This is a genomic window from Halotia branconii CENA392, from assembly GCF_029953635.1.
Taxonomy (GTDB): domain Bacteria; phylum Cyanobacteriota; class Cyanobacteriia; order Cyanobacteriales; family Nostocaceae; genus Halotia; species Halotia branconii.
In genome coordinates this window covers 5720659-5747000 of record NZ_CP124543.1, presented here as the reverse complement: position 1 = coordinate 5747000, position 26342 = coordinate 5720659, and the positions used below count along the sequence as shown (strand labels likewise).

At 40.2% G+C, this 26342-nt stretch carries 26 protein-coding genes and 3 pseudogenes; 15 read left to right on the top strand and 14 right to left on the bottom strand.

Annotated elements, in window-relative coordinates; genetic code table 11:
* Positions 1-396 precede the first annotated feature (396 nt).
* On the bottom strand, positions 397-2841 hold the full coding sequence (locus QI031_RS31645) for a tetratricopeptide repeat protein (protein WP_343217822.1): 2445 nt from the start codon (positions 2839-2841) through the stop codon (positions 397-399).
* Positions 2842-2925: 84 nt separating this feature from the next.
* On the opposite strand from QI031_RS31645, the gene QI031_RS31790 reads away from it, so the two are divergent.
* The 3 genes from QI031_RS31790 to QI031_RS25385 are packed head-to-tail and all read left to right on the top strand — an operon-like array spanning position 2926 to position 3683.
* Positions 2926-3180 carry a DUF6888 family protein gene (locus QI031_RS31790; RefSeq protein ID WP_425525989.1) on the top strand — a complete coding sequence of 85 codons (255 nt, stop codon included), beginning with the start codon at positions 2926-2928 and terminating at the stop codon, positions 3178-3180.
* Positions 3181-3429, top strand: coding sequence for a DUF6887 family protein (locus QI031_RS25390; protein WP_281482363.1), 249 nt, complete (start codon positions 3181-3183; stop codon positions 3427-3429).
* Positions 3430-3452: 23 nt separating this feature from the next.
* Positions 3453-3683: a hypothetical protein gene (locus QI031_RS25385; protein WP_281482362.1), complete on the top strand. Its 231-nt coding sequence runs from the start codon at positions 3453-3455 to the stop codon at positions 3681-3683.
* 141 nt (positions 3684-3824) lie between these two features.
* Here the strand turns inward: QI031_RS25385 and QI031_RS25380 are convergent, their stop codons facing one another.
* The 3 genes from QI031_RS25380 to rpaB form a co-directional block, all read right to left on the bottom strand.
* Positions 3825-4343 (bottom strand): DUF456 domain-containing protein, encoded by a 519-nt coding sequence (locus tag QI031_RS25380; RefSeq protein WP_281482361.1) that lies wholly within the window; start codon positions 4341-4343, stop codon positions 3825-3827.
* Positions 4344-4369: 26 nt separating this feature from the next.
* The gene (locus QI031_RS25375) at positions 4370-5023 is read right to left on the bottom strand and encodes a cofactor assembly of complex C subunit B (protein WP_281482360.1); all 654 of its coding nucleotides are present in this window, start codon (positions 5021-5023) and stop codon (positions 4370-4372) included.
* A 160-nt stretch (positions 5024-5183) separates the two neighbouring features.
* A complete protein-coding gene (gene rpaB, locus QI031_RS25370) occupies positions 5184-5912 on the bottom strand; it encodes a response regulator transcription factor RpaB (RefSeq protein ID WP_280651520.1) in 729 nt (242 codons plus the stop codon).
* Between the two features lie 185 nt (positions 5913-6097).
* Here rpaB and QI031_RS25365 point away from each other — a divergent pair.
* The 5 genes and pseudogenes from QI031_RS25365 to QI031_RS25345 all read left to right on the top strand — a co-directional run.
* Positions 6098-6952, top strand: a pseudogene (locus QI031_RS25365) (ATPase domain-containing protein); the annotation flags it as partial.
* 95 nt (positions 6953-7047) lie between these two features.
* Positions 7048-8388 carry a transposase gene (locus tag QI031_RS25360; RefSeq protein WP_281481729.1) on the top strand — a complete coding sequence of 447 codons (1341 nt, stop codon included), beginning with the start codon at positions 7048-7050 and terminating at the stop codon, positions 8386-8388.
* 17 nt (positions 8389-8405) lie between these two features.
* Positions 8406-9116 (top strand): annotated as a pseudogene (locus QI031_RS25355) (magnesium chelatase domain-containing protein); the annotation flags it as partial.
* Positions 9117-9338: 222 nt separating this feature from the next.
* Entirely contained in the window at positions 9339-10067 is a 729-nt protein-coding gene (locus QI031_RS25350; protein WP_281482359.1) for a Uma2 family endonuclease, read from the top strand.
* Positions 10068-10359: 292 nt separating this feature from the next.
* Positions 10360-10632, top strand: coding sequence for a hypothetical protein (locus QI031_RS25345; RefSeq protein ID WP_281486117.1), 273 nt, complete (start codon positions 10360-10362; stop codon positions 10630-10632).
* 55 nt (positions 10633-10687) lie between these two features.
* Here QI031_RS25345 and QI031_RS25340 read toward each other — a convergent pair whose 3' ends face one another.
* Positions 10688-10972, bottom strand: a complete 285-nt coding sequence (locus QI031_RS25340; protein WP_281482358.1) for a hypothetical protein — start codon at positions 10970-10972, stop codon at positions 10688-10690.
* Positions 10973-11085: 113 nt separating this feature from the next.
* Here QI031_RS25340 and QI031_RS25335 point away from each other — a divergent pair, with 113 nt between their 5' ends.
* From QI031_RS25335 to QI031_RS25325, 3 genes and pseudogenes are all read left to right on the top strand, one after another.
* On the top strand, positions 11086-11208 hold the full coding sequence (locus tag QI031_RS25335) for a hypothetical protein (protein ID WP_281482357.1): 123 nt from the start codon (positions 11086-11088) through the stop codon (positions 11206-11208).
* A 64-nt stretch (positions 11209-11272) separates the two neighbouring features.
* On the top strand, positions 11273-11485 hold the full coding sequence (locus tag QI031_RS25330) for a hypothetical protein (protein ID WP_484832135.1): 213 nt from the start codon (positions 11273-11275) through the stop codon (positions 11483-11485).
* A 10-nt stretch (positions 11486-11495) separates the two neighbouring features.
* Positions 11496-11744, top strand: a pseudogene (locus tag QI031_RS25325) (type II toxin-antitoxin system RelE family toxin); the annotation flags it as partial.
* 57 nt (positions 11745-11801) lie between these two features.
* Here QI031_RS25325 and QI031_RS25320 read toward each other — a convergent pair.
* Both QI031_RS25320 and QI031_RS25315 read right to left on the bottom strand, forming a co-directional pair.
* A complete protein-coding gene (locus QI031_RS25320) occupies positions 11802-11978 on the bottom strand; it encodes a hypothetical protein (protein ID WP_281482355.1) in 177 nt (58 codons plus the stop codon).
* A gap of 235 nt (positions 11979-12213) precedes the next feature.
* Entirely contained in the window at positions 12214-13362 is a 1149-nt protein-coding gene (locus QI031_RS25315) for a DegT/DnrJ/EryC1/StrS family aminotransferase (protein ID WP_281482354.1), read from the bottom strand.
* A gap of 257 nt (positions 13363-13619) precedes the next feature.
* Here QI031_RS25315 and QI031_RS25310 point away from each other — a divergent pair, with 257 nt between their 5' ends.
* Together QI031_RS25310 and QI031_RS25305 are read left to right on the top strand one after the other, a co-directional pair.
* Positions 13620-14396, top strand: coding sequence for an ABC transporter permease (locus QI031_RS25310; RefSeq protein ID WP_281482353.1), 777 nt, complete (start codon positions 13620-13622; stop codon positions 14394-14396).
* 609 nt (positions 14397-15005) lie between these two features.
* Positions 15006-15299, top strand: coding sequence for a DUF1194 domain-containing protein (locus QI031_RS25305; RefSeq protein ID WP_281482352.1), 294 nt, complete (start codon positions 15006-15008; stop codon positions 15297-15299).
* Positions 15300-15393: 94 nt separating this feature from the next.
* Here QI031_RS25305 and QI031_RS25300 read toward each other — a convergent pair whose 3' ends face one another.
* Positions 15394-16707, bottom strand: coding sequence for an NF041680 family putative transposase (locus QI031_RS25300; protein WP_281481499.1), 1314 nt, complete (start codon positions 16705-16707; stop codon positions 15394-15396).
* Between the two features lie 127 nt (positions 16708-16834).
* Here QI031_RS25300 and QI031_RS25295 point away from each other — a divergent pair, with 127 nt between their 5' ends.
* A complete protein-coding gene (locus QI031_RS25295; protein WP_281486116.1) occupies positions 16835-17341 on the top strand; it encodes a DUF1194 domain-containing protein in 507 nt (168 codons plus the stop codon).
* Positions 17342-17815: 474 nt separating this feature from the next.
* Here QI031_RS25295 and QI031_RS25290 read toward each other — a convergent pair whose 3' ends face one another.
* The 4 genes from QI031_RS25290 to QI031_RS25275 form a co-directional block, all read right to left on the bottom strand.
* On the bottom strand, positions 17816-19360 hold the full coding sequence (locus tag QI031_RS25290) for a hypothetical protein (RefSeq protein WP_281482351.1): 1545 nt from the start codon (positions 19358-19360) through the stop codon (positions 17816-17818).
* Positions 19361-20093: 733 nt separating this feature from the next.
* Positions 20094-21587 (bottom strand): TolB-like translocation protein, encoded by a 1494-nt coding sequence (locus QI031_RS25285; protein ID WP_281482350.1) that lies wholly within the window; start codon positions 21585-21587, stop codon positions 20094-20096.
* Positions 21588-21639: 52 nt separating this feature from the next.
* Positions 21640-22413: a TIGR03943 family putative permease subunit gene (locus QI031_RS25280; protein ID WP_281482349.1), complete on the bottom strand. Its 774-nt coding sequence runs from the start codon at positions 22411-22413 to the stop codon at positions 21640-21642.
* Between the two features lie 113 nt (positions 22414-22526).
* Positions 22527-23582 (bottom strand): permease, encoded by a 1056-nt coding sequence (locus QI031_RS25275; RefSeq protein WP_281482348.1) that lies wholly within the window; start codon positions 23580-23582, stop codon positions 22527-22529.
* Positions 23583-24242: 660 nt separating this feature from the next.
* On the opposite strand from QI031_RS25275, the gene QI031_RS25270 reads away from it, so the two are divergent.
* Entirely contained in the window at positions 24243-24743 is a 501-nt protein-coding gene (locus QI031_RS25270) for a methylated-DNA--[protein]-cysteine S-methyltransferase (protein WP_281482347.1), read from the top strand.
* 27 nt (positions 24744-24770) lie between these two features.
* Here the strand turns inward: QI031_RS25270 and QI031_RS25265 are convergent, their stop codons facing one another.
* Positions 24771-25517 (bottom strand): class I SAM-dependent methyltransferase, encoded by a 747-nt coding sequence (locus tag QI031_RS25265; RefSeq protein ID WP_281482346.1) that lies wholly within the window; start codon positions 25515-25517, stop codon positions 24771-24773.
* Entirely contained in the window at positions 25510-26328 is an 819-nt protein-coding gene (locus QI031_RS25260) for an SDR family NAD(P)-dependent oxidoreductase (RefSeq protein ID WP_281482344.1), read from the bottom strand. Before QI031_RS25260 ends, QI031_RS25265 begins: the two co-directional genes overlap by 8 nt.
* Positions 26329-26342: the final 14 nt, after the last annotated feature.

Below are 26342 nucleotides of genomic sequence, written 5' to 3'. Positions count from 1 at the left end.
ACATAAATATGCGTTTAATTTCCAAGTTTTTAGTGTTACAAATACTATTATTTTCATTCATAGCTTTCACTTTTAGCTTTCTAATTATTAAAAATTTTACTGATCCTCTGGCTGGTGGTAGTGATATAGATATTTGGGAATATATAGGATTTTATTTAACCAAAAATCTGAGCTTTTCTCCATTACCTACTCTATCTTTTGAGAATAATCAAGTTTTTTATCCTTATGGAACAAGTAGTGTATTTCAGCCTTAAAGTGTTATTCTGTCTTTGTGCTTAACGGGTGACAAGAGGAGTGAAGAAGAGATTTAGTAAGAATTTGAGGAAATGAGGTAGTAAAAAATTTACGCCGCAATCTACTAGTAATGGTCTTAATAAAATTTCTAGCAGTGGATAATTAGGGTACTATTGTCAGTTCAAGTGTTTTAATGCGGGTTAGAACATTTTGATAGTCCTTTTCTTTTCCTTGTTGCTTATACAAATCGGCTGACTTTTGTAAATCTTCAATTGCAGTTTGCTTATTTCCTAAATTATAGCGAGCATTACCCCGGTTTTTGTAAGCTAGTGCATAGCTGGGATTAATTTTAATGGCTTGAGTATAATCTTCAATTGCAGCTTGCTTTTCTCCCAAATTATAGCGAGATACGCCTCGGTTGATGTAAGCATCTGTATAGTTAGGATCAATTTTGATGGCTTGGGTGTAGTCTTCAATTGCTGCTTGCTTTTCTCCTAAATCATAGTGAACAATACCCCGATTGTAGTAAGCATTTGTATAGTTGGGATTAATTTTGATGGCTTGAGTATAGTCTTCAATTGCTGCTTGCTTTTCTCCTATATTGGAGCGAGTATTACCTCTACCATAGTAAGCATCTGCATAGTTAGGATCAATTTTGATGGCTTGAGTATAGTCTTCAATTGCTGCTTGCTTTTCTCCTAAATCGGAGCGAACAACACCTCTGCCATAGTAAGCATTTGCATAGTTAGGATCAATTTTGATGGCTTGGGTGTAGTCTTCAATTGCTGCTTGCTTTTCTCCTATATTGGAGCGAACAACACCTCTGCTATAGAAAGCATTTGCATAGTTAGGATCAATTTTGATGGCTTGGGTGTAATCTTCAATCGCTGCTTGCTTTTCTCCTATATTGGAGCGAACATTACCCCTGCCATAATAAGCCAATGCCAAGTTAGGATTAAGTTTAATGGCTTGGTTGTAATCTTCAATTGCTTCTTGGTTTTCTCTTAAATCACTACGAGCAGCACCCCGATTGTTGTAAGCTAATGCAAAGTTAGAATTAATTTTAATGGCTTGGTTGTAATCTTCAATTGCGGCTTGATGATCTCCTAAATTACTACGAGCTACACCCCGGTTAAGGTAAGCTTTGAAATCGCTAGAGTTGAAATTAATCGCTTCAGTATGAGAAGCGATCGCTCCTTGGTAATCTTTTAATAAAGAACGCACTTGTCCTTGACTACGTTTGGCATCACCTTGATTTCCTTGGGCAACAAATAGTTCTGCGGCTTGACGGAAGTTCTCTATAGCTTTCTGGTTATCTTGTTCTAGAAGCCCTTGCTGATAGTAAGCTTCCGCATATTTAGGATTAAGTTTGATAGCTTGGTTATAGTTTTCTATTGCTTCTTGCTTTTCTCCTAAATCATAGTGAGCATTACCCCGGTTGAAGTAAGCTTTTGCATTATTAGGATTAATCTTGATGGCTTCGTTATAATCTTCAATAGCACCGCGAAAATCTTGATTATTGTATTTTTCGGTTCCTTGACTGTTATAATTTTCAACACTATTATTTGTTGATTCTTGCAATGAATAAAAAACTGTACCAGCACCAATTAATATTAATAACGGAAGAATAATAAGCTGTTTAGGGATAGGTTTTTTCTGACTACCAAAGACAAGTGGTTGAGTCTGTTGTACTGGAGGAGTAACAGGCGCAGTTACTGGTATTGGCTGTGAATCTAAAGCTTGTATAACTTCGGTCGCTGAACGATAACGCTGTTGGTGTTCTTCTTGCAACAATTTATCTAATACACGCCCTAAATCCTGACTGACGCTTTGTTGTAAATGCTGTCTCCAACTTGCAACCCAACCATAACCTTGTCGTTGCCAAAGTTCCCAAGGGTGAGTTCCACTCAACAGGTGAAAGCAAGTTGCACCAACACTATATAAATCACTAGCTGGGTAAGCTTCACCTCCCTGCATCTGTTCTAATGGCGCATAACCAAAAGAACCAATGCTTGTACCTACTTTCGTCATCACCGTTGCTGTCATTTGCTTGGATGCACCAAAGTCAATCAGTACTAACTTGCCATCACTTTGGCGAATGATATTTTCTGGCTTGATATCACGGTGAATAACTTGTTGTTGATGAACTATTTTGAGAATATCTAATAAATCCAGCAGTAATTTTCTGACTTTCTGCTCATTGAAATTACCTTGCTGTTGTAATTCATCTAATAAATTCTGCCCGTCGATAAACTCTTGCACCAAATACAAGCGACTATCTTCATTAAAATACGCTAACAGTGTGGGAATTTGGTGATGTTTTCCTAACTGTTGCAGTCGCTTTGCTTCTTGCTCAAATAATTCTGTGGCTTTGTTAAGTGATGCTGTTCCTTGTACTTGCGGTGCAAATTGCTTGATGACACAATGCTCATTTAGTTTATCGATATCTTCTGCTAAATATGTTTTACCAAATCCCCCACCACCTAATGATTTAATCGGGCGATAGCGGTTTCTCAACACTACTAATCCTGTACCGCAGCTGGAGCAAAACATTGTGCCATCAGGATTGGGTGGATTGTGGCAAGTTAGATTTAGGCAGCAGGTCATAAGTATATTTTTATTGGCAAATGCAATTATTATTGCTTAACCACAATCTACTTCTGACAAAATCCGCAAAATATTCAATAAACTTTGTTTTTTTCGCAATCTGGGGTTCTAAGCAGTGAACATCTGGGTCTTATTATTATCTATGTCACAATTGAGGAACAGACGATAAGTCCTACAAATGATCAAGCACAAGCCTGTGTGCATGTCTGCCAAATGTTATCAAACACTTACAAAGATATACACCTGTTTCGTTTTGAAATCCAAACTAGAGATGTGTATATTTTGGCAAGCGAAAATATTGAAATTATCGTACCCCCTACTGGACTCTGGAGGTTTTGAATGAAACCTAAGTTTGAAGCTATGACTAACAAAGAATTGATAGCTTATATACTGGCACACCGAGATGATGATGAGGCTATTCGTGTCTTGTTTGGTCGCCGCAATCCTCCCGATTCGGAAGCGAGATGGTACGGCCCAATGGTGGCTGAAGATGGTACACCAATTGAAGAAAATATTCGCATAGCAGAAGAAGCGATTAGGCAGCGTGTTGAGCAAGCGGATAAAAAAAGGCAAGATTCTCAAAGTTAAGAATAAAAGATTAGCGAAAAATTATGAATAACACAGAAGTTCATCAGCAAATTAATCAATATTTAGATAAATTATCTTCTGAACGCCTAGAACTGGTTGCTGATTTTTTAGCGTATCTTGCAAATAAAGAGAGTGAAGATGCTACCCAAGAGTTGCTTGATATCCCTGGATTTATTGAATCTTTTGAAAGGAGTAAAAAAGATATTGCTGAGAGTCGGGTAAAAAACTGGAGAACAATTCGGTCTGATGTATAGGGTTGTTTTATCTGCCGAAGCCGAGGAGATTTATGCTACAGCACTAAAACAGAGTTAGAGTTCCTAACTACCAGTAAAAAGAACACACTTTTTCCCACTTTGACGCTTTAATTCATCTTTTAATTGGGATATTTCCTAATGCTATGTTCCAAATACTTGTGGCCAAGTTGTAACTACAAAAACTACAACTGCTGCAACAGCCAATAAACCCTGAATCAAATTTCCTATCAACGAGCCTACCACAATTCCCACACCAGCCTTAGTTGCTAACCATAAATCACGTCGGAAAATAAATTCACCAATAATTGCTCCTAGTAGTGGCCCTAATAAAATTCCGAGTAACGGGCCACCAAAAGGTAAAGTTGGCAATAATCCTAAAAATCCTACTATTAAACCAACGATCGCACCTATTTGTCCCCATTTACTCGCCCCTGCTTGTCTTGCTCCCAAGTAACTAGCTGAAAAATCTACGCCAATACTCAAAAGTAAAACAATAACTGTAACAATAAGTGGTATTTTAATCGCTGCAAAAGAACTACTAACTATTCCCCAAATGATTATCCCAATTAAAATTAAACTGCTACCGGGAATGGCGGGAACTACAGCACCAATTACACCCACAATCATTAAAGCTAATAATAGCCAATAAATAATTTGCATAATTTGTAATTCGTAATTCGTAATCGTTAACTTCTAACTTCTAATTCTTGAAGAGTAACTGCTAATTTATCAGCAATACCTGCAATCCAATTTTCATCTTGTTTTGTGTAACTACGAGGAGCATTCGCCCCCAAAATTAATACACCCTGATTACCAATTGGTTGACAAATTACCCCTTGAGTGTTTTCTGGTAAGTAATCAAATTCGATTTTGCCAGGATATATATTTAGGTTAACTAAATAAACTGGCTGGTGTTTTTCTAATACCCGTTTTAAAATTGACCCTGGTACTAGTTCAGATTTAGTAGCCAGAATACCGCGACGTAACAAAACTTTGCCTTGATAAAAAACTACCAGCGATCGCGTCACTGTATTAGTTAACAATAAATGAGATGCCCAGGCTAATTCTGTTTTCACGGCTTCTGGCAAATCTGCTGCTAATACAAAACCTTGTTCCCCAATTAATTCTACAGATTCAGGCGATCGCGGCTGTACTTGTTGCCAAATCAAACCTGTTAAAATCAACACTGCACTTAGAATTACACCCAGCACATCTCCACGCGATTGCGACTCAGTGAGTTCTGTTGTCAACAAACGATTAATCAACAAAAGTACAGCGCCTAACCCCCCGACAACAATGGGTAAGCGCCGCAAAATTAAATTGGGATCAGATTTGGTCATTGGTTATTGGGAATGGGGCATGAGGCATTGGGCATTGGGCATGATAAAGAGGAATTGGGGCAGGGTGCGGGGTGCACACTTCGGCTACGCTCAATGATCGGGGGATAAAAAAATTACCTATTTCTCCCTGCTCCCTGCTCCCCTACCTCCCCTGCTCACTTCACTCTTCCCCTGGTTCGATAATTCGCTGAAATAAATAACCAGTACCTCTTGCTGTAAGAATTAATTCTGGGTTGCTGGGATCATCTTCCAATTTTGCCCGCAACCGAGAGATATGCACATCTACTACACGAGTATCAACATGGCGTTCTGGTGTATAACCCCATACCTCTTGTAAAATTTCCGAACGAGAAAAAGCTTCTCCAGAGCGACTGACTAGCAACTCTAATAAGCTAAATTCCATTCCTGTCAATCGAATGCGCTCATCGCCTTTGTAGACTTGTCGCTTATTCGTATCAATTTTAATATTCCCCACATGGATGACACCAGAGCTAGGAATCCCAGAAGCCCCAGTTTTGTCTACTCGACGTAGCACTGAGCGAATCCGCGCTTCTAACTCTTTGGGGGAAAATGGTTTAACTACGTAGTCATCAGCGCCCAATTCTAAACCGGTGATGCGATCGGCTACGTCTCCCAATGCTGTTAGCATAATAATTGGGACATCTGACTCTTTACGTAATTCTTGACACACGCCATAGCCATCTAGCTTTGGCATCATTACATCCAAAACCACTAAGTCAGGTTCAGCTTTGCGAAAAGTGTCCAAAGCTTCTTCCCCGTCGCCAGCCGTCACTACATCGTAGCCAATCATGGAAAGGCGCGTTTCCAAAATCCGGCGAATGCTGGCTTCGTCGTCTACCACCAGGATTTTTTCTTTATGACTTTCCAAGTTTCACAATGCTCCTTAACTAAAACTTCTCATGATTAATTTTTAATACCATAATATTAAGATATCATTCCATCAATTGATTGAAAAAAAGCCGTAACTACTACTATTAATTGGATTTTAGTTTTGACCAAACCTTAAGGAAAAATTAAGATTAATTAATAATATTTAAGATTTAAGATTTAAGAATGGCAAAGCCTAAAACTTTTTTCACTTGTAATGAGTGCGGAGCAGAATCTTCTCAGTGGTTTGGTAAGTGTCCAGCCTGTGGTACTTATAACTCTCTAGAAGAACAAATTTCCATCCAATCTTCAGTGGATATACCCAGTCGGGGAATAGTCAGTGGTTGGCAGGCAAACCAAAATAATGGTAAACCTGCTGCTAAACCGGCAAAACCTAGAGCTTCTCTGACATTTGATCAAATTAGCGATCGCCAAATTGCTCGTTGGGAATCTGGTTATGGTGAACTAGATCGGGTGCTTGGTGGTGGGGTTGTTCCCGGTTCGATGGTGCTAATTGGTGGTGATCCAGGAATTGGTAAATCTACTTTACTGTTACAAGTATCAAATCAACTAGCGCAGAGATACCGTATCCTTTACGTTACTGGGGAAGAATCAGGACAACAAGTTAAATTACGCGCTTCTCGTTTGGGAGTTTCCCATTCTCAAGATGAACTAAGCGATGAGGATGGTGAAGTATTAGAAATTGCTGATTTTGAAACATCCGAAGAACATGACCAAGCCCCAACAGCTGATGACGAGAATATAAATGCAGATTTATATATATTGCCAGAAACAGATTTAGAAGAAATTTTACGGGAAATAGAATCCCTGCGACCAAATTTGGCAGTTATCGATAGTATTCAAACTGTGTTTTTTCCAGCACTCACCTCTGCGCCCGGTTCTGTAGCCCAAGTAAGAGAATGTACGGCGGCCTTGATGAAGGTAGCTAAACACGAAGATATCACCATGTTAATTGTGGGACATGTCACCAAAGAAGGAGCGATCGCGGGGCCGAAAGTCTTAGAACATTTAGTAGATACCAATACCTTCGCCAAAAAAAGAGTATGAAGAGAGAGGGCGCTTTGTAGTAGAGTTGTTGTCTTCCCAAACGACAACTCAAAAGCTACAATTCGCCCATGTTGGACATCCTATCACTGTTACAATGCCTGCTACCGCAGATCAACGCTACGACGATGCGCCGAATGAACCAGATCATCATGGCCATGTTAGCAATGAGCGGCCGAGCCACCATGTTGGGAATTTCTCGTTGGACAGACATTGGTGGTAGTTATCGGACAATGTTGAGATTTTTTCATACAGTAATACCTTGGGCAACATTGTTTTGGCTGTTTTTTCGTAAACATTTATGGCGAAAGGATGAAGTATATTTGCTTGCCGGAGATGAAGTTGTAGTCAGCAAGTCGGGTAAACAGACTTATGGGTTGGATAGATTCTTCTCTAGCCTAGTAAACAAACCTATATCAGGGCTATCTTTCTTTGTCTTGTCGTTAGTAAGTGTTGAGCAAAGACAGTCATTTCCGATTCAAATAGAACAAGTAATCAAGAGTAATACTAAAACAAATATTCAGTTGTCAAGCGAAAAAATAAAAACCAAAGAAAAACGTGGACGTGGACGACCAAAAGGGAGTAAAAACAAAAATAAAACCGAAGTGATATTCACATCTGAACTATTGCTAATTAAAAAGATGATTAATTCACTATTCAAGTTAGTAGCTAATTTTATTCCCCTAACATACTTGGTAGTAGATGGTCATTTTGGTAACAACAACGCTTTACAGATGGCACGACAAGTGAACTTGCACATAATTTCCAAGTTGCGCCACGATTCAGCATTATATATCCCTTATGAAAATCCTGACTATCATAAACGCTCTCGTCGTAAATACGGTGACAAACTAGACTATAGTAATATACCTGACAAATATTTATCTAAAAGTAGCATTGAGGATGAGATTCAAAGTGATATTTATCAAGCCACTCTCCTTCACAAAGAATTTGCCCAAGCTCTAAATGTAGTGATTTTAGTCAAAACCAATCTTAAGACTAATGTTCGTAGCCATGTAGTTCTATTCTCCAGTGACCTGGAATTATCATTTGAAAAAATAATTGATTATTACAAACTCCGCTTTCAAATCGAGTTTAACTTCCGTGATGCAAAGCAGTTTTGGGGGTTGGAAGATTTTATGAATCTGAGGCAAACTGCGGTAACTAACGCTGCTAATTTCGCATTTTTTATGGTTAATTTATCTCATCATCTTCTCGCTGATTTTCGCCTCATTAATCCCGGCTCCGGCATTATTGACCTTAAGGCTCATTATCGTGGCTTTCGATATATCCATGAAATTTTAAAAATGCTTCCAGAAATCCCTGAGCCTATTTTATTAAACCAGATTTTTGCCAAGCTTACTTCTTTAGGACGCATTCATCCCGTTTCTACGGGCGTTGAACCCTCGTAATTTGGCAGAGGTATTGAGATACAGTACTGTATTTTGAAGGCGATCGCTTTGCCTCTCATCGGTTATTAAGAACAGTAAAAAACCGCTTTGGCGCAACTCACGAAATCGGTATCTTTGAAATGGTATCCCAAGGACTACGAGAAGTTGCCAACCCTTCAGAGCTATTTTTGGGCAATCGTGATGATCCAGCCCCAGGTACGGCGATTGTAGTTGCTTGTGAAGGTACTCGTCCAATTGTTGTGGAGTTGCAAGCGCTTGTTAGTCCTACGAGTTACCCGTCTCCTCGTCGTGCGGGTACTGGTATAGACTATAACCGTTTGGTGCAAATTTTAGCAGTCTTAGAAAAACGCGTGGGGATTCCCATGTCTAAGTTAGATTCTTACGTCGCTTCTGCGGGTGGGCTAAATGTAGAAGAACCGGCAGTAGATTTAGGCATAGCTATTGCCATTGTTGCTAGTTTCCGCGATCGCATTGTCGATCCAGGTACTGTTTTAATCGGGGAAGTGGGTTTAGGCGGACAGGTACGTTCAGTTTCTCAAATGGAACTACGGTTAAAAGAAGCAGCTAAATTAGGATTTAAACGAGCGATCGTCCCTAAAGGTCAAAAGTTCCCCGATCTTGATATCGAGATTTTACCAGTTGCCAAAGTAATAGATGCAATTATTGCAGCAATACCACACCAAACGCTAGAAGATAGCGATTTAGAGATGGATGAAGATGAGGAGTAATATCATGTTCGGTAAAATACTTATCATTAAGACCGCAGGGAGCAGCACTTCGGCTACGCTCAGTGACCGGGGGCAGGGAGCAGGGAGAAAGAGGTTTTCAATATTTTTGTATAGATGCTCAGAATAATAACTAATCAAGCAAACCTAATATAAAACCTAACTTTAAAACCCTTCTCCTTTAATGAGAGATGCTTATGTAGAACACCTATAGGAAAAACTGCCATGACAGCCCTCACCCAAGACTATCAAATCACTTGGGAAAAACTACCCGATGATTACAAACTGCCAGATGATCCAGTGGACAACATCAACCAACCAGCCTTAGCCGCAGCCCTCACAGAAAGCCTAGAACTAGCTGGAAAACTCCCATCTGATGCACTTACACCAACAAATTACGGCATCTGCGCTAACTTAAACGGCAAAACAGTTGTTAAAGCCCCAGACTGGGCATACATTCCCAAAATTACCGTCAATAGAGAAGAAGTAATCCGCAGTTACACTCCCCAATTAGAAGGAGACATCCCCGTAATTGTCATAGAATTTCTTTCTGATAAAGATGGTGGGGAATATTCCAGCAAACCGACTTATCCCCCTGGCAAATGGTTTTTTTATGAGTGCATCTTACAAGTACCAAATTACGCCATTTTTGAACCAGTTAGCGGCAATTTAGAAGTTTATCGCTTAGATCAAAATACAGGTAGATATAGCTTACAAACTCCTAATAACAATCAACATTATTGGATAGCCGAAATGAATCTTTACCTTGGGGTGTGGCAAGGTACGCGTGAAAATCGCACAGGAAACTGGTTGCGCTGGTGGGATGAAAGCAGACTATTACTGTGGGGTTCTGAATTAGTCGAACAAGAACGTCAACGTGCTGAACAAGAAAAGCAACGTGCTGAACGCCTGGCTGCACAATTGCGAGCAGCAGGTATTGAACCACAAGATTAGACTGTCTGTAAATAATTACAGTTTTGCTAGATTGGCTAAAAATTAGCTATATCTAGCAATTTTTTTTGAGAAATATCAAATTAAAAAAATGATAACCGTTAATATCAAGACGAATTACTATTAGTTAACTGCCGTTCAAACTTGGGAATTGTTAACAATAATTTTGTTATTTATAGTTGACAAGTATAAAATTATACTTTAACATTAAGACATGATAAAGGCGATCGCCCAATCCCGCAAAGATGAATGCGATCGCCCTTATCTGGCCCCTTTATCAGAGACAATTATCATCATGGCACAATTAGAAAATTCCGCCCAGTCAAAATTAGAACAGTTCTTGGGTGAAAATTTAGATACTCCCACTCCCAATCAATCAACTGAAAATCCATTTTCCAACAGAGAACCGATCAAGCATTTACTGATTGGTTCACCCAAAGCTGTTACCAGTACAATTCACTATTTGCAGGTGATTGGCTACGCCAACGTTAGAGATTGGAGTCCACTGCTACCAACCAATAACTCAGATGAAGTGATGAGTATTTTAATCCGTCAAATTTTGATGTAATAGTTAGTTAGATCCCCGACTTTTTTAAAAAGTCGGGGATCTGGAAAGCTATTTATTAGTTTTTGTCTGTTTCCCGTTCCCAGTTTTCGGTTCCCTGAGATTTTTGCGCTTCAGAAGCAATCATCCCATTGATGTAGCTAACAATTATCACTAATTCCCCAATAGCTTCTATCTCAACCGCTTCTTCTGATGTCAGAGAATCAGCGGTTTTTTTATCTACAAGCTTTTGCATTCTAGCTTGCAATTCGTCTGTCAATTTAAATAGATTCAGATTATTGACTTTTTCAATTTGAATACCATTCTCTAGCCAGGATGAGGGTTTAACTAATGCTGATGTCATAAGTTTATTGAGATTGAATATACTGCTTATTGTAGGCTCTATCAAAATTGCCGAAAATATACCTTGCCAGACCACTACTAGCGCAAGGCAGAATTAACAATTAAAAATTAAAAGTGAACACAACTCTCACCTTCACTCATTTCGGCTCAGTTGATTCCGTTGCCTTTAGCCCCTATGGGCGTTGGCTTGCTGCTGGAGATTATTGCGGAATATCAAAATTTGGCGATCGCAGCTAATCTTTCAATAATAGCGCCAAAATAGTAATTAGAACTTGCAAACAATTAATCAGATTTCATAAAAATGCTAGAAATCACCAAAAATTACGTCATGGATGAAAATCAACAACCTATTGCTGTACAAATTTCTATAGCTGACTTTGAAAAAATTGAAGAAATATTAGAAAACTATGGCTTGGTACAGATTATGAAAGAATCGGAAAATGAAGAACGCCTCTCTAAAGATGAAGCTTGGAAATATTACCAACATTTGAAGAATAAGCATGTAGAAAGCTGAATATACTAAAAGGTTTTTAAAAGAACTGGCAGATTTACCAGAAGATGTTCAAAGCCGGATAGAACCCATTGTCTTTCAAGAATTAGAGTCAGAAAATCCCTTTGAATTAGGCTATTTGCAAAAAATGAAGGGTTACGATAATAAATATAAGATCTGCGTAGGTAATTACAGAATAGGTATTACTGTTGACAAAGAAACACAAACATTAATTTGTCAACGAGTCGCACATCGTAAAGATATTTATAAAATTTTTCCGTAATATCAATATTTTACTGAAGCGCGTTTTGTACAAATGCTGAGAACAATTACTAAATATTCATTTCAAGGAAGATTGTAATAACTGGCGCATAGATATAGCTGACTTGTAATTTGGAAAAACAGTTAGAAAAATATCTATATCACGGATAGCCTCACGAATAATATCAGCAGTAAGCCCTACTGATAAAGTATATTTATATATTCTTTCAGCTTGTTCAATATCTCCAGCAGTCAAAAGGTATAGGGCAAGATTGAAAGTATTGCGCCAGTCTTGAGAATCTTTTTGATATTTTTGTTGAGCAGGCTGAATAGCAATATTAAAATCAGCTTTGGTTTTTTGTTCTTTTTGGAGTGCTTGGTAAGCTAAAGCTCGATTTAAGTAGTCAAGCAGAATAAATTACATAATGTCATTGCGAGCAAAGCGTCGCAATCTGGTCGCAATGACAAATTTTGCTTGCGTAATTCCTAACTTAAACTAAACAATCTTTCAGTGCATAAATCACTTGATCTTGTTGTTCATGGGTCAGTTCTGGGAACATGGGCAAAGATAAAACTTCATGACAAGCTAACTCTGCAACTGGCAATTGCCCTGGCTGATAACCCAAATATTGATAAACTGGTTGCAAATGTAAAGGATAGGGATAGTAAACCATTGAACTTACCCCCCGTTCTTGTAACTGAGTACGTACTGAATCTCGATATGTGGTGCTGGAACCGTTTCGCCCTTCGCTGGAGATGCGAATGGTGTATTGATTCCACACGCTAACGCCTTTAGCTAATTCCTGGGGTGCAACGATGCCAGGAAGTTGAGTTAAAAACTGTTGATAATAAGCAGCGATCGCCTGTCGTTGATGATTCCATTGATCGAGATAACGCAGCTTAATTTGCAGAATAGCCGCTTGCATAGTATCCAAGCGACTATTTACACCAATTTCTTCATAATAGTAGCGATTTTTCTGTCCATGCTCTTTCAGTACTCTCAACTTCGCAGCCAGTTCAGGATCGTTAGTCGTAATTGCTCCACCATCACCACAACCGCCTAAATTTTTGGTAGGGTAAAAACTAAAGCAACCCAAATGGCCAATACTGCCAACCTTTTGATTATCCCAACTTGCACCTGTAGATTGAGCGCAGTCTTCAACTACAGCTAAATTGTGAGAAGAAGCGATCGCCATTAATGTTGTCATATCCACAGGTTGGCCAAATAAATGCACTGGGATAATAGCTTTGGTTTTAGGTGTAATCGCCCCAGCAACTTGCTGTAAATCTAAATTAAATGTAGTAGTGTCTATATCAACAAAAATCGGCTTTGCACCGACAGCACTAATCACCTCAGCCGTAGCTACAAAGGTGAAAGGTGTGGTGATGACTTCATCGCCTGCGCCAATTTCCAAAGCGCGCAATGCTAAAAAAAGCGCATCAGTGCCAGAGTTACAAGCTATACAATTAGTAACATTATGATATGCGGCAAACTGTTGTTCAAAAGCTTCTACTAAAGGGCCTCCAATATAACGCCCAGAAGATAAAACCTCTAACACGGTTGCACTCACTTCTGCTTCGATAGTGGCGTATTGTTGCTTGATATCAAAGGCAGGAATAGAATTTATGCTTTGGATCATGAGTTTAATTTTATCTGAAGATACAAAGGATGCTCTTCGACGGTCAATTTTTGCTAATTGAAGTATTCAAAAAGCTGTAAAAGACTGTCGCCCCTGATACGCATCAAAGAAGGGTTTTTACTGAAATTATTTTATGGTAAAGGATACCATTGGTTGGTAAAACAGATGAGACATATCAACCAAGATCTAACACTTGGAATTAAAGTTCCAGGTGTGTATGCTGTTCTGATCACAAAACCCCAGGAGGAAAAGAACTCATGCCAGATTTAATCAAGTTGGACTTAGTTGATTTGGTTTTTGCTGTAGGACTAATGGCGATCGCTATTGGTTTATCTGCTTGGGAAAAATTAGGACTAGAGTTAAGCATAGCGATCGCTACAGGCAGAACCATCCTACAACTACTTGTATTGGGATACGTTTTAGATTTCATTTTTGCTTTAGACAATCCTTGGGCGGTTTTGGCAATATTAGCAATAATGCTGACAATAACGGCGATTGTCGCACGAAATCGCATCAGCCAAAAAATCCCCTATCTCTTGCCTTTGGTATGGGGTGCAATTTTAATTAGTACTGTCTTAACATTGCTTTACACCAACATCTTGATTATTCAACCAGATCGATGGTACGACCCGCAATACGTAATTCCTTTGGCGGGAATGATCATTGGTAATGCCATGAATGCAGCAGCGATCGCTGGTGAACGTCTTGTAAGCACTATTAACACCTTTTCTTTAGAAATAGAAACTCACTTAAGTTTAGGCGCAACTCCTGGGCAAGCAGTTAGCCAGTACCGCAAAGATGCCATTAGAGCTGCATTACTCCCTACTCTCAATCAAATGATGTTGATAGGTATGGTAGCACTACCAGGAATCACCACCGGACAGTTATTAGCAGGAGTAACACCCCTTGATGCCATCTCTTACGAAATTTTGATTATTTTCATGGTTGCTGTTGCCAACTTGTTAACAACAGTTTTAGTTACTAAAGGTTTGTGTCGCCAGTTTTTTAATTCTGCCGCGCAGTTGATTCGATGATATGGCAGAAGGCAATACAAAGAAAATTTTTACTACTTAATATTCTACGACTTCAGCCACATAAATTAAGAAAATGATTAAGTAGAAATGATCACAAAACTGTTATTGTTAATAACAAGCAAATAACTTGATTAAAACCAACAATTACACTGTTATAATCCTCAAAATATTTGTTATCTGATTTGTCAACACGTAAGTTATAACTATATAAAAATTTTATTTGTTTAGTTTTAATTTTAAGTTGGAAATTAGTCCAAAATTCTTGCTAATTAAAGCTTTTGGCTATTATTTTGAGAGTTTTACAATATTTTTTTTGATTAAAGTATCGAACTATTACTACAAAAAATCAGTAATTTCACTGTAATCTGTTAACTGTTTAAGCTGAGAAAAACACAGGATAATAATTCGTTCATATCACAACTCAAGCATACGAAAAGTTTTTAGTTTTTATCTTATGTTGAGTGCGATCGCTGCAAAGATTGTCATTAAAGGCTATTGCAGAGATTGATACCTATGAACAACTTTATCCTGAATATTCTATTGAGCTATTTACTGCATAAATAGTTTCACAGTCGAAATCCACGTTTTTTAGTGTAACCAAATTAATTAATGAAAACTTCTTACATTTTTCAGGCAACATTCACAGCAGTAGCTGGTATAGTATCAGCTCTAGCTGTATCCACAACTGCCAAAGCTGCAACCCTTGTCGATTTGGAACTCTCTTTATTGGTTGACGTATCTGGAAGTATCAGTACTACCGAGTTCAACCTGCAAAAGCAAGGTTATGTAGATGCTTTCGCCAACGCTAGTCTTTTTAATGATTTCATTTCCAAAGGGAATACTGGAAAGATTGCTGCTAATTTAATTTACTGGGCTGGCACAAACCACTTGAGTTTGGACTAATCTGCATTTAGCAGGAATGAAGAGAAGGCAAAAGAAAGTTACCCAGCTTTGTTAGAGGCTGAGTTAAGTGGAATCGTTAAAAAAGAAGCAGAAACTAAGCAGCAGTTAGATTAGCGTTCTTAAGTGATTCTTCGGTTTTAGGTTTTTTAGATGCGTGTTTTTTGACAGTGAGATAACGGGGACGTTGAGGTGGCTGATGCCCTTGGGCACGCCCAGGTGATAACCCTTGAGTTTTCGGGGGTTGAGCAGGAGTGCCAATAGTGGCTAAAATTAGAGGAAAGGCTTGTGCTACACGTCCTGGAGACAGTTTATCCTGAGTCGATTGCCAGGGCAAGGGGGAATCAATACAGGCAACTCTTGCGAACCAGAGTTGCCAAGTTAGCAGGGGCATCAAGTCACTCCATCGCTCTGCGGCCCGAGTAGAACTCAATTGAGGCTGTGTCCAATATAACCTCTGCTTGGCAAATCGATACCAATGCTCTAAAGCAAAGCGGCATAGGTATTTTTGCCAGAGATTCTCTAATGGAGGCATTGTCTGACCCAACCAAGCTAGCCATAAAGGTTGAAACTTCCGATTACGTCCTACTGGTTGGAGTACCTCGACGCGAATGATTTCCATTGCCCGGTTTGGGGACTGAAGGAAATGAAATCCACTCCAACGCATTACTTTCACTCGACCAACTTTCGGGTCTTCAACTTCCAGAGTTTCAGTTGCCTCTGGCCAAGTTTGGGGGTCATTGAGCTTAAACTTGTGACCATGTTTACATGGTGCGCCTCGTCCTTTATAAGTACCGGGTGTACCCCATACACATCGGTTAGATGCTAAACGCAACAATAGGTCTGCGTTAATCTCCTCCGTGGCTTGGACAAATTTGGCGTTGCCGTAGCCTCGGTCATAAGCTGCAAGTGGTCTAGTGCCTAACTCACGGGTGACAAGTTTTAGTTGGAATGCGGCTTTACTCGTTGGCGTTTCAAAGGTGGTTATCCGTTCATGTTTCAACGGTAATGCCCAACTCCCATCCGCCTCTGGTATCCACGCTAACGTACTGTAACTTTGTCCGATGCCTATGCTCCCCCCTCTATCCCCATGAAAAGTTCTTTCTTTTAGTGTCTTCGCTTCTGGTCTTGCCCAAAAGCTATGATCTCCTGCTAGAAATGGCTGTTCATCCGTCTCTACCTCCTGTACCAGTAGCTTCATCAGCAACATTTTCGGTGGACGACTATCATGTAGTGCTGCATAAATGCTCGACCATTGCCGTCGAAATACTGGGCTTTGTGACAAGCTTACAAATGATGGGATACTCGGACTTGTCAATACTGCATCCATCAATTCAAATACTGCATCTTTGGCCTTCCCCAAACTATCGTAGATACCTTGGCGGAATTTTTCTAGTTGTGTCAGGATCATCACGTCAATGATTTATTGATTACTTTCATTGACTTTACGGCAGTCAGTGTTACTGCTGACTGCTTTTCTCTAGCTTTTTAGTCCAAACTCCAGAAACCAGCAACAAGAAGCTGTAGGTTGGACTTTAATCGATAGTGTAGCGTCATTACAGAGCTTTTCTGACGCTATTAATGCAACCACTCGTCCCTTTAGCGGTAGTACTGCTCCTGGTTCTGCAATTAATTTTGCTACACCTCGCTTCTTCGATAATGACTTTGATGGCACACGCTTAGTCATGGATGTGTCTGGTGATGGTGTTCAAAATGTGGGTGCTAATACAGCAGCTGCAAGAGATAATGCTTTAGCATCGGGTATTAATGCAATCAACGGTTTAGTCATTGGTGGCGGAACTGGACTCTTCAATTTCTATGACAACAACGTGAAGGGCGGTACTGATGCGTTTGTTTTGTCAGCCAATAGCTTTGAAGATTTTGCCAATACAGTTGAACAGAAAATTAGGATAGAGGTTAGTAATCCTCCAGAAGTTCCTCAAGGAGTTCCTGAACCAACTCCTTTAATTGGCTTACTAGGTTTGGGCGTTTTCGGCGTAACTACCAAGCTCAAGCAAAGTCAAAAGCAGTCAGTTAAGTGCTAATTTGAGCTTTCCTCTGCAAATATACTGGGTTTCGACTGCGCTCAACCACTGGCTAAGAGTCGAGGGCTGAGCGTAGTCGTAAAGCCTGCGGCATAGCTACGCTTAATACCATTTCACGAAATTATTGATACAAATTACTTTTCTTACTCCCCCTGCTTCCGGTCACTGAGCGTACTTGTGCTGAGCGTAGCCGAAGTAGCCGAAGTGCTGCTTCCCCTGCTTGCCCAAATGTATCAACTTTAAAGTGAAACGGTATAAGGCGTAGCCTATCGTAGAAAAGCCCGATCTTTTGGTACACTATTTGACCGCAAGTCCCTAAATCGCCTCCCAATACTGTTCGGTTAACAAACTGAACCGTTGAGGCAAGCTGTTCTTGAGCAGAGAAAGAAGAATACTAGACAATAACTTCCTCTTCTCCATGCTTCAAGAGCTGATCCAAACCGTATTGACTCGCCTCCTGTATTTGATAATTGACTATTCACTATTGGGACGAAAATTTGGCAGTTCTACCCATGCTAAGGACTTGCGTCCCTTGGGTGGACGCTCAGGATAAACTACTGGTGATAGTGATTGTATTTCACTAGTCAAATCCTCAAAAGACTCTGGAGGTAAATCAGTCTTTGACGGTTCTACATCATTTGATGGTGAGGTTTCTAAGTGATCATTTTCTGGTTCTTCAGCAGTTGTATTGCTTAGAGGTAAGGTGAATGAGACTGGTGAGTAATTTGCGGATGAAACTATAGCATCTTCCCCATCGAAAGGAGTGGAGATAGTTGTAGAAGGATGTATTTCTTCTGCTGATACTTCCAATGGCTCTTGTGATGAAACTTCTGGTTCTTCATCTTCCTCAAGAGTAGTTGCCAAAGTTTCCCAAACAGATGTATCGGGCTGACTGATTTCTACAGTTGCCTCAACAGTTGATGATGACGATGCAGACTCAGAGTTGAAAAACATTTGAATCAAACTATCCAACTGCTCATCTAGTTTTGATGAACCCACAGATGAACTTGTTTCTGGTGCAGAAGAATCATCAATTTCTTTCTCTGAAGAAATGTCTGGTTGAAAAGGGATAGATGTCTCTTCTTTAATTGGCCAGTTCCAAGGAGATGAAGGGTGAGGAGCAGAATTATCGCTTCTTGGGGGTATTGCGGAAGACTGAGTCCAAGGATGATCCTGATTATTAGTTAAAGATTCTGGTTCTGATGACCACGGTCTGATTGGTTGTACATTGGGAAACAAAGACCGAGCTTTTTTAGAGAATCTCGTTTGGTGGCTGGCTATGTGCTGGGAATTGTTTACTGTTTCGTCTAAAGATTCATCGCTAGGGACTGTTGTTTCCAAACATTTTTCTAGAGCCGCTTTGAATTGCAGGGTTTGGCGTTGTTGCCGCATTAACCTAGTACGTAGCTCCCGACAAGCATTTTCTGATTGCAACACCTGCTGAGACTGTTCACTATAGTTTGTTTGCAATAGCGCACATTCTCTTTCTAGCTGGGCAAGACGTTGTTGGCTAATTTGTAATTGTGCTTTATGACTTTCAATAAAGATTTCTTGACGTTGTGCAGTTTGTACAGCAGTTTCTAACTGTTGAAATAAAGATTTAAGTTGTTCTTGGGCAGCGGCAAGTTCTTGAGTTTGTTGATTGAGCATTGACTCAGTGACGTTGGAACGTCTTTTTTGCCACTGTAAAGCTTTTTCTGACTCAGCTAAGTCATCTTTAAGATGTTCTACTTGCTCATATAAATCATTATTAGCAGCACGTAGTTCCTCATTCAACGCCAGCAGTTTTTGAAATTCAGCATTCATCAAGATTTGCTGTTCGTTGTCTGGCTCTGCAACCCAGTCCTTCTGGCTTGCATCTGGTGGGGATTGGTTAGTTCGCACCTCATGCTGTGCTTCTTCTGCCGGTTTTAGGAGTGGCAAATTTGTCATTGCCGTATTTTCAGAAGGCATCACTGAGTAAAAGGGACAGCTTGCCTGCTGTGGTTGTAGCGAATTAGCAGAATTTGGGGATTCCATCACAGCTCTGTTGTTTGAGGTGTCAGCTTCAATTCATCACTCTTGACTCGCCTACATCAAAGTATTTAGCAGTGCTAACCTTGGGCATTACTGAATACGTTCAATTAGGGTTTAATCTAGAAGCCAAGTTAGACTTTCTCTGACCATGAAGAATTAGTCATTAGTTAGTATTCCCTATTTTGCATCCATAACTGATGCCGTTATAACATTATGAGCTTATAGTCCGTCAACCTTGAGAATAACGGAGTTTTTGAGTTTAAATGCTACCAATGTATCGGCTTCAGTACAAATGCTGAGCTAAGGTTTTATTTTGCTTAACTTTGATAAACACTTGTTTGGTAGTAGCTTTCTGGCAGAAATTCACACGCTAGATCAAGATTAGCACTGTATATAATTTAGCAAACACTTGGCTGAGAGAAGAAACTAATTTGATACTAAATTTGACAATAAAGCGCAGGGGAAAATGAGGCAGGGGGGCAGGGGGGCAGGGGAGCAGCAGAGAGAGAGTATCAACGTTTCATTAACCAAGGTGAAGGGTTAGTAATCATGTTCACTAAACTACCTAAAATTTAGTAGGACTTACGCAAAACTAACGCAATTTCGTCATTACGAGCGATAGCGACGTAATCGCAAAAATCCAAGGCAGTTTGATAAACTTTCAAGTATTTATGACTTTTAATTAGTTCTTTTTCCATCTCCCCTGCCCCTCTGCTCCCTTGCTCCCCTGCCTCCATCAAGGCAACCAACGGGGATGAAATCCTACTAAAGGTAATTTTTCTGGTCTGATTGTAGTTATAGCAGCGTCAGCGATGGGCAATAGAGGCATTAACCATAAGCTACTGCTAGCGATCGCTTCTCCATCATCAGTTTGCAAAACCCTGGCAGATGAAGTAGTAGAATCTGTTTGCGGCATTACCTGGTCAAATAACAAGCCCAAACCATCAGGTGATAAGCTCATTTGTATATTTCGCTGTTCAATAGGTAATACCAGTAAAGGTTTCTGATCTCCAGTTTTGAGGTCGATTGCCACTAAATAAGGCTGTTCTACATATTCTGCCTTTGATACTAGCTGAGTTAGCAAGCAGTAAAGAGTAGGTGAAGCAGGATCAAATTGACAGTCGATAATTGAACCTGTGGTTTTTAATAGTGGTTTTTGGATGCCTTGGTTTGTCACCAAAAACAAATCTCGCGTGTAATCGGTGTTAAATTTCACCATCGCTGCTTGGGAGCCATCTTTAGAGAAAGCTTCTACTAGTCCAAACTGTGGTAAAAAATCTAAAGGTTTGTTGGCATCGCTTTGGAGTGGTAATATGGCTGCTCCTTGCCCTTGGGCGACTGCTACAGCTTTACTATCGGGTGTAATCATAAAATCTCCCCCAGGCTGACTTTGCAGACGTTGAGGAGTGGGTTTCTGTACCGATTCATCGTTAGCTGCTGGCATAAACCAAAGTCCAAAGTCACCGGGATTAGCTTTACTCCCTCGCTGAACTACGATAGTTTCACCATCTGGAGATAAGTCAAATTTCAGGTTTTGGTACTTTTTATTATCTAAAATCAAATCAACTTTTCCGGCTGATTCGACTGGTTTTTCTGATCCTCTAGGAATACCTGTTGTCACTGTGTACAACTGGGCTGAAAGCGGGTCTTGGTTATTAGCGGCACGAGCCGAAAATAAGATTTTTTCCCCATCTGGAAATGGCTTAAAATCCATCACAACCAAGTCTTTGGGGGTAAGTATTCTTTTTTGTTCTTCAGTCAAATTGTAGACAATTAACTGTCCTTGATTTTCTGGGTCGGCTCCTATATAACTAATAACGCGATCGCGTGTGTGGAAAGTACCTGTAAAGGGCTGCATCACCCTATTTTTGCCTTCTTGTTGAGAAAACTTATCTTTTGCTTTCTGCAACTGTATTTTATAGTTTGTACCATAAGGTGCTGGTGTTAATAATGTATAAACCATTCGCCGCCCTGCCCAACTGAATTTACCTGCTAAAGGTGGCTCAATTTTCAAATTATCCTCTACACTTTTTGTATCCATTGGACGGCTAAAGTTGAGGCTAAAAGAAATATCTTCTGAACCAATTTGTTGATTTTGCCAAGTAAAATCCCGGACACGAGCCGCTACTACATCGCCTTGCAAGATCATAAATCCAATCAGCAGACTTAGCAGCAGCATTAGGGCGATCGCTATACGATCTAATGGTTGGATAAGTGTTTTATTAGTCATTGATTATTGGGCATTGGGCATTGGGCATGGGGCATTAACCATTGACTACTAACTAATAGCTATAAGGATTTTGCGGTTGAGGAATTTTTTTGAGGGAGTTAGCAGCAATGGTGAGTTGGCGTTTACCTCCCACTTCTTCTGTTATCATTTGTCCTTCTACTTCTAGCCAAGTATCTGGAGAATAACGATCTTGATTTTTTTCTAGTTTGACAGGTAATCCCACAGGGTAGGCATCTGCGGCACAGCAAGATAAAACAAATCGCGCTAAGAACAAATATTTTTTGCCTAAATCTGGTGGATGAATGACGAATCCCTGTACTTTGACTTTTTGTCCTGTGTATGAATCTGGTTCTGGATAGACGTTAAGTGTGCGTACCCAGTCTACAAGCGATCGCTCCTCTGGACGAACAGTAGCCCGAAAGGCTTGAGGTTTAATACGGCTAGTTCCTAATAAATCAGTAGTCACACCCCGTTGCAGTGCCTTGTCGCTGGCAAAAACTTGTGGTGTAATGATAAAACCCAAAATCGCTGCGGTTAAAAGCAAACAACTACCCCAGCCAGGGGCAAATAAACTAATATGCTGAGTATTTGGCACAATGTCACGCTGCCGTCTTCGCCAAAGTTCTTGCGCTTTCAAGCAACCAACAAATATTAAGATGATGCCAGTAACTATCACCAACCCAAAGTAATTTGGGTGAATTAGTAAGTTTAGCTTGCCAGTTAACCAATATCTCAACAGCAAAATTCCCCAAGCTGTAATTGCTAACACATCCAGCCAAGAAATTAACCGATTTGGAATGATAGATTTGGGCTTTGGATTAGTCATTAGTCAAGAGTTAATACATTCTGGAGATAAAAGGGGTTAGGGGCTAGGGGCTAGAAAGATATACTTTATCGAAGTGAAAACTGCTGTTTAGATTTGGACTTCGGACTAGTTTTCTAAAGAACGTGTAAGTTGATGAAAAGGGTGAACAAAAATGTCAATTGGGCTGCTATAACAAACAAGTAAAAGATAGTTCTAGGTTTAAAAATCGATAACATCAAACCAACACTTTTGATGTCAATCATTGGGCCGAATACCAAAAATGCCAACAGAGAACCAGTGCTAAACGTTGAGGCAAAAGATAAGGCAAAAAATGAATCGACTGTAGAGCAAATTGATACTACTACAGCTAATATCAGCATGGTTACGATTGAGCTAATGGGGCCAGCACCGAGACTGAGGATTAAATCACGGGGAGCTAGCACTTGAATAGCAGCAGCGATCGCACTTCCTATAATCATCACTGCTCCCAATTCTCGTAATTCTTGGATGCTGTTATCTACTAATAAACGCAGTTTATCTGCAAGCGGTTTACGAGTGCTGGAATTGGGAGTATTTGCCTCAATTAAGTTAGTCTCTATTCGTGTCGAAAAACCTGCTTTTCCTCCCAAAATATAAGTCCCAGATTGCAATAAACTGGGTGCAGTTGCTTGTTGTTCTATTTGATAACGGTTGCCGCGTTTTTTGCTTGCAGGTTTCGCTGGTGGATTAAACTTGAGATAACGAGCGATCGCAGGTTGAACGATGGGACTCAAGTCTTTTTGAGAACTGAAAACAAAACCGAGAATTGTGGCGATTGATAGGGAAAATACCACTCTTAAAACTACTATTTCTGGTTGATCTCGAAATGCCGACCAAGTTGCCCAAATGACGATGGGGTTGATTGTTGGTGCTGCTAGCAAAAAACCAATTGCCACAGGCGTAGGTACTCCCTGCATCAGTAACCGCCGCGCTACCGGCACGTTACCACACTCGCACACCGGGAAGACAAAGCCGATCATACTACCGACTAAAGCACCCAACAACGGATTTCTAGGCATTCTTTCTACTAATTTGCGCTCATCCACAAAAAGCAGCAGCACACTAGAGAATAAAACCCCTAGAAGCAAAAACGGCATCGCCTCGACTAGCAGACTCAGAAATATCGTGAAACCATTGTTCAGTTGATTCATTGGCCTCGCAGTCAAAAGCGGTTTGAAGTTTTTAGGTTATGCCTTGTCATTCTATCGAAATGGGGATCAAAAGCATCTATGGACAGTACAGCATTATTTAAACATTAAATCGGTATGAGTTTTGTAGTTATGCTTCAGCACCAATCAGCGCTCGTGAATCATAGATAGTCATTTTACCTTAGTGCATTTACTGGCGATCGCTCTTTCTTAGATTGTCCCAATTCCGAAATAGTTCCGAGCTAGGGTAATTAAGCATATATCAGCATGACGTTTAATTACTGAATATTTATACTGACTCTAGACTGACTAGTTAGGATGTGATCTTCCACGGATTTTCATAAAATATTCATAGTTTTTAAATATTCGGGGATCGCCGTTGGTTAATAACCAGGCCTTACACATGGGTCATGGAAAAACTAACCACAAAGACACAGCGAACAGTTGTCATAGCGTAGCGGTAGCGAGTCTGCAAGCGTCGGAGGGTTTCCAACGCCAGTTGCTCATGGGGAGCCACTGCGCCCTTTATGAGTCTTATATTAAGTACAAAAAGGTTTGGCAACAGTCATATTTTTTATCACTAAACTTTGTGAATATAGGTCGCTTTTTTAACGCTAAGTACTTAAGCTGATATTGACCTTTCTGAAATTTACACCGAACACTGTGAAATTATTAATTGACAAAATAAATTCAGAACTGGGAACAATTCTCATTGTCTGTAATGGCGAAAAACTTTGCGCTGTGGACTTTGCTGATTATGAGCAACGCATGGTAAAACTCCTGCAAAAGCGCTACGGTAACTTTTGTTTTCAACAAGTAAAAGATCCACAGGGTTATAGTAGCCGGATTCAAGCTTACCTTAAAGGCGATCGCCATAGCTTAGATCATATTCCTGTGAGTACTGGTGGTACTGCCTTTCAGCAACAAGTTTGGCTAGCACTGCGAACTATCCCTTGGGGAACCACAATTTCTTATGGCGAATTGGCTGCAAAAATTGCCAAGCCAACTGCTTATCGTGCTGTCGGCTTGGCAAATTCATTAAATCCAGTAGCGATCGTCCTTCCCTGTCATCGGGTCATTGGTGCAAATGCTACACTCACCGGATACGCAGGGGGACTAGAACGCAAACGTTGGTTGTTAAATCATGAAGGACTAAGTGAATAAAATAAAGTTAAGCTCACTCAACTTTGTTTATTTTATACTTCGAGCAGAAACTAACAGTTGAGGGATGTCAAAACCGCCCCGAAAAACAAAGTCGGATATGATCCGCCATCCTCTACGACTAAACAACAGTTCATTTATTGATGGGTTAGATTCTGGATATAACTGTCCCCAACGGAGCAGTTCAGAACGAGTCAAAAAACACTCATCCAAACGATGCCAATCGACTGAGAATCCTGTCTTTTTAAGTAGAGTGAATACCTCCTCTTGATTAAACGCATGAAGGTGATACGGATCCATGTGACGTGTCTCTCCTAATGGTACAGAGAGCAGAAATACTCCATCAGGAATCAGAAGATGATGAATGCGTTCAAGAAACTTCTCAGGATGATAGAGGTGTTCTATAGTTTCAAACGATGTTATAAGATCAAAACGTTCTGGCCAATTAAACTGCTCTGCATCAGCACAAATAAACTCTAGATCGTTTTCTTGATAATTTTTCTTGGCATATTCTATTGTCTGTAAAGACACATCTACCCCAACTACAGAGGTTGCTCCTGCAAGCCGAAGTATTCGACTACCGTATCCACTACCACAGGCGATGTCTAGAACTTTTTTACCGCCAACATAGTTTGCAGCAGTTTTGTAACGCCCAAAATGTAAATCAAGAAATTTTTGACTTGCCGAATCATTTGCTGTCTGATTGGGAACAAGACGCTCCCAGGTTAAAGGAAGAATCTCTGAGGTTTCGACTAAAGTAGGAATAGAGTTACTCATGACTGATTGATTTGCAAGAAAGTTGTGTTCGGGTTTCATTAGTTACCTTGCTAAAATAGGGTAGTTTAATACCAAGTCCATCAGTGAAGCGATCAATAATCCAAGGTATGTTCTGCTCAATCCAAATGGGAACAACATAACTAAAGGGAACAATGATCTCTCGGCACGGATGCGTAGCAAGTTTAACTACAGTTCGGGCAATTAACTCAGGCCCTGGCATAGGTAATTTGTAATATGCATTCATCGGAGTCCGAATAAATCCAGGTGATATTACTGAAATAGTGATACCTGTACCTTGCAATTGTCGTCGCAACGCTAGGGAAAAACCACGCAGTCCAAACTTGGTAGCAGAGTAAAGTGGTTCCACGGCAATTGAGCCTCCCACAGAAGCGATGGAGATAATACTGCCTTGCCTACGCTTAAGCATCCCCGGCAATACCACACGCGTTGCTAACATTGCCCCAAGTAGATTCACCTGCACTAAGTGGGTGATTTCTGCCAGCGGAGTGTCAGCTACCAATGTATTGCAGTTAACGCCAGCATTGTTAACTAGCATATCTACACGACCGTAAGTCGCAATTACCTCTTGTTCTAGTTGTATAATTTGATTGACATCAGTAATATCCGTAGGAATCGCCAGAGCAACACCTTTTTCCAATTCAATTTCACGCTGGAGAATTGCAAGTTCTTCTGCACGACGGGCTGCTAATATAACTCGGACTCCACGTCGAGCTAAAAAGCGAGCAGTAACCCGCCCAATTCCTGAACTAGCACCAGTCACGATCGCTACTTTATTGCGAAGTGTTTTCACAATATAAATACCTA